Source organism: Nocardioides korecus, assembly GCF_054778395.1.
The window spans coordinates 1-3,555 of sequence record NZ_BAAGZO010000023.1 but is presented as its reverse complement, the minus strand read 5'-3'; the positions used below and the strand labels follow the sequence as shown (position 1 = coordinate 3,555).

At 70.1% G+C, this 3,555-nt stretch carries 4 protein-coding genes and 1 pseudogene; 3 read left to right on the top strand and 2 right to left on the bottom strand.

The window, feature by feature from the left end; translation table 11 throughout:
* Window positions 1-320, top strand: a pseudogene (locus tag ACYVDA_RS20605) (oxidoreductase); the annotation flags it as partial.
* Window positions 321-323: 3 nt separating this feature from the next.
* Here ACYVDA_RS20605 and ACYVDA_RS20600 read toward each other — a convergent pair.
* Both ACYVDA_RS20600 and ACYVDA_RS20595 read right to left on the bottom strand, forming a co-directional pair.
* Entirely contained in the window at window positions 324-917 is a 594-nt protein-coding gene (locus ACYVDA_RS20600) for a CDP-alcohol phosphatidyltransferase family protein (RefSeq protein WP_460820414.1), read from the bottom strand.
* A gap of 40 nt (window positions 918-957) precedes the next feature.
* A complete protein-coding gene (locus ACYVDA_RS20595; RefSeq protein WP_460820413.1) occupies window positions 958-1,623 on the bottom strand; it encodes a TVP38/TMEM64 family protein in 666 nt (221 codons plus the stop codon).
* Window positions 1,624-1,724: 101 nt separating this feature from the next.
* On the opposite strand from ACYVDA_RS20595, the gene ACYVDA_RS20590 reads away from it, so the two are divergent.
* Both ACYVDA_RS20590 and ACYVDA_RS20585 read left to right on the top strand, forming a co-directional pair.
* A complete protein-coding gene (locus ACYVDA_RS20590) occupies window positions 1,725-2,966 on the top strand; it encodes an ABC transporter substrate-binding protein (RefSeq protein WP_460820412.1) in 1,242 nt (413 codons plus the stop codon).
* A 74-nt stretch (window positions 2,967-3,040) separates the two neighbouring features.
* Window positions 3,041-3,555: hypothetical protein (locus ACYVDA_RS20585; protein ID WP_460820411.1), on the top strand; the 515-nt coding region annotated here is incomplete at its 3' end.

The following is a 3,555-nucleotide window of genomic DNA, read 5'->3' as shown; positions in this document are numbered from 1 at the left end:
CCCATGTCGACCGGGCGGTCGCGGAGGGCGCGTACGGCGGTTTCGTGCGGCTTGTCGTCGACAAGCGCGGCCATGTCCTGGGGGCCACGGTGGTCGGGCCGCGGGCGGGGGAGACCCTGGGCGAGCTCACCCTGGCGATCACCCGGGGACTGACGACGCGCGATCTCGCGGGCGTGACCCACGCCTACCCGACGTACAACGACGGACCGTGGAACGCCGCGATCTCCGACGTCCAAGACCAGCTCGAACGGCCTGGCACACGACGTGCTTTGGGAGCACTGGCACGCGCTCGCACGTGGTGGGTCAGCCGGGACGACTGAGCGTTAGGAGAGGTCGCGAAAGCCCGCCACGACGCGCTGTGTAGCACTAAGACCCACGACGCCCGCCCACACGATGGCGATCACCTCTGCGTGCGTGGGGATGATGAGCCACAGCGAGTGCACGGCGATGGTCTCGGTCCCCTCGGCGAGTCCTTCGAGGAAGCTGAGCGAGCGACCGTCCTGGCGTTGTCGTCCTGTGCGTTCGGCGATGGAGGAGAACGCCAGGAGCGCGGTTCCGTTGGCGTAGTAGGCCAGGAGCACCAGTAGGAACGGCAACCAGTCGGCGGCGTACTGGGCGCTGGCACCGATGGCGACCCCGACTACGGTCGCCCCGTAGACGACGAAGTCGGCGGTGATGTCCAGGAATCCGCCCGCCTCCGACCCGGGTGCCTTCTCAGGAGTGAAGGGCACGCAGGCCTTGCGTCGTCGGGCGAGTGGACCGTCGAGACCGTCCATGGCACGCGAGAACAACCACAGCCCCAGGGCCCACCACCACAGCTGCCCCGCGGCTGCGGCGGCGCTACCCAGGCCGGTGGCCAGCCCGAGCATGGTGAGCCGGTTGGGAGTCACGAAGGGTCGGTCCAGGATCTGTGCCACCGCCGTCAAGGGTCGGTCCAGAGCACGTCGGACCGGCGCGTCAAACACGGGTTCCGTCCTGAGCGCGGTGACGGGCAGCGCGCGCCTCGATCCTCCGCGCCCACCAGGATCCGCCGAGGACCAGGACGACCAGAGCCGATCCGGCGGCTGCCAGGCCCCAGGGGTTGGTTCCGTATGCCCCCAGCGCGGCGTAGGCCAGGGTGCCGGGAATCATGCCGATGGCGCTGCCCAGCACGAAATGACGGAACCGGACCGCCGAAAGTCCGGAGGCGTAGTTGATGGCGATGAACGGCACCAGCGGGACCAGACGGACGATCAGGACTGCCGACAGGCCGTGGTCAGCCAGGAGAGCATCGACGCGCGCCACGCGGTCGCGGATGAGACGGTCGACTGCCTCACGCCCCAGCAGTCTCCCGAGACCGAAGGAGATGACCGCGCCGACCAGGGCCGCGGCCCAGGCGAGTCCAGCGCCGGCCCACAGACCGAACACTGCTCCGCCGGCGGCGGTCAGGAGCGCCTTGGGGCAAGGGATCAGGGCCAGCCCTACGTAGAGGGTGAAGAACAGGGCCGGCCCCCATGCCCCGGCTGCGTCGACGCGCGACCTCATCGCGCCGATGTTGGGGGTTCCGAGCACCAGGGCGAGGGCGATGGCACCGAGCAGGATCAGGACCAACGCGCCTGCCTTGGTGAGCGCAGCTCGACTCATGCGGCATCCTGACTGGTGGGAAAGCGGACGTTCTGCATCGGGAAGTCCCTGAGCATCCCGAAGTGTTCCCGATGTGACGTGTTCGCTGCCCCGGAGGTCCGATGTACCCGCGCCTTGCCCGATTGCTTCTTCCCGCTGCGCTGCTCGGACTGGCCGCCACTGCCTGCGGCGCCCCCGGCGCCCCGGCGGGCACCTCGACCGAGGGCCGATCCTGGTCGCAGATCACGAACAAGGCCAAGGGCCAGACGGTCGACCTGTGGATGTACGGCGGTGACCAGCAGGGCAACACCTACGTCGACGACGTCCTGGCCCCCGCCGCCGCCAAACTCGGCGTGACCCTACGAAGGGTCCCGGTGGCCGACACCAAGGACGCGATGACCCGTGTCCTGGCCGAACGCCAGACCGGCAAGACGGACGGCGCGGTGGACCTGGTGTGGGTCAACGGCGACAACTTCGCCACCGGCAAGCAGGCCGACGCCTGGCGCTGCGGCTGGTCCTCCCAGCTGCCGAACATGAAGTACGTCGCCCCGGACGACGCCCTGACCACCCGGGACTTCGGGACCCAGGTCGACGGCTGCGAGGCACCGTGGCACAAGGCACAGTTCACCCTGGTCTACGACTCGGCGCGCATCGCCCAGCCGCCGTCGTCCATGGCGGGCGTCCTGCAGTGGGCCAAGGACCACCCCGGACGGTTCACCTACCCGGCGCCCCCCGACTTCACCGGGTCGGTCTTCGTCCGCGAAGCGCTCTACAGCACCTCCGGCGGCTACGCGAAGATCCCGGCCCAGTTCAGCCAGAAGGCCTACGACCAGCTGGCCCCCCCGCTCTGGGCCGCCCTGAAGGACGTGGCGCCCTCGCTGTGGCGCCAGGGGAGGACCTACCCCCGCGACACGGTGGCCCTGGACCGGCTCTACGCCGACGGTGAGGTCGACATGACCATGACCTACGGACCGGCGACGCTCACCAAGCTCGTCGCCGACGGCGCCTTCCCGAAGACCACACGTGTCCTGCCTCTGGACGAGGGGACCATCGGCAACGCCAGCTTCCTCGCCATCCCCGCCTCGGCCGGCGACCCCGAAGGTGCGATGGTGGTGGCCAACCTCGCCCTGTCGCCCGCCCAGCAGGCGCTCAAGGCCGACCCGGGCACCTGGGGCCAGTTCACGGTCCTCGACACCCACTTGCTCGGCAAGGCTGATCAGGCGCGGTTCGACGCCCTCCCGGCTTCCCCTGTCGTACCGCCGTACGACGTCCTCTCACGCAACGCCAACCCCGAGCTCGCCTCGTCCTGGGTCTCGAAGCTCGACGAGGGGTGGCGAAGGGCCGTGCTCGGATCCGGATCGTGACCGAGCATTCCACGCGCAGCGGAGACGTGCGGGCCGGCAGGCAGTCCTATGGGGCACGCCTCGTAGCCCCAGCGGTGCTCCTGATCGTGGCGGTCACCGGGACGGCGCTCGTCGCCGTCGTCGCCACCAGTCTCGGGCTGCTGCCCCTGGTGGGACAACCCCGCCTGAGCGCCGACGGCTTCACTGCTCTGGCCGGTGACTTGCGCGCGTCGACCCAGGAGTCGCTGCTCATCGCTGTCGTCGCGACCCTGCTGGCTGCCGTCATGGGTCTCATCATCGCTACCGTCGTCGTGCGGGCAGGCGGTGGCGTGCGGATCGTCGTCATTCTGGCCGTCGCGGTGCTGACGGTGCCGCACCTGGTCGGAGCGGCCTCGACCGGGCTGCTGCTCTCCAACGTCGGGTTGGCCCAGCGCTGGTCGGGGATCAGCCCGGCCTCGTGGCCCGAGCTGGTGGGGGGCCGCTGGCCCTGGGCAACGGTCCTGGAGCTCGCCTGGAAGGAGTCCGCCTTCGTGGCCCTCGTCCTCACCGCCTCGCTCGGACGACGGTACGCCGACCTGCGCGAGGTCTCCGCCGTGCTCGGAGCAGCACC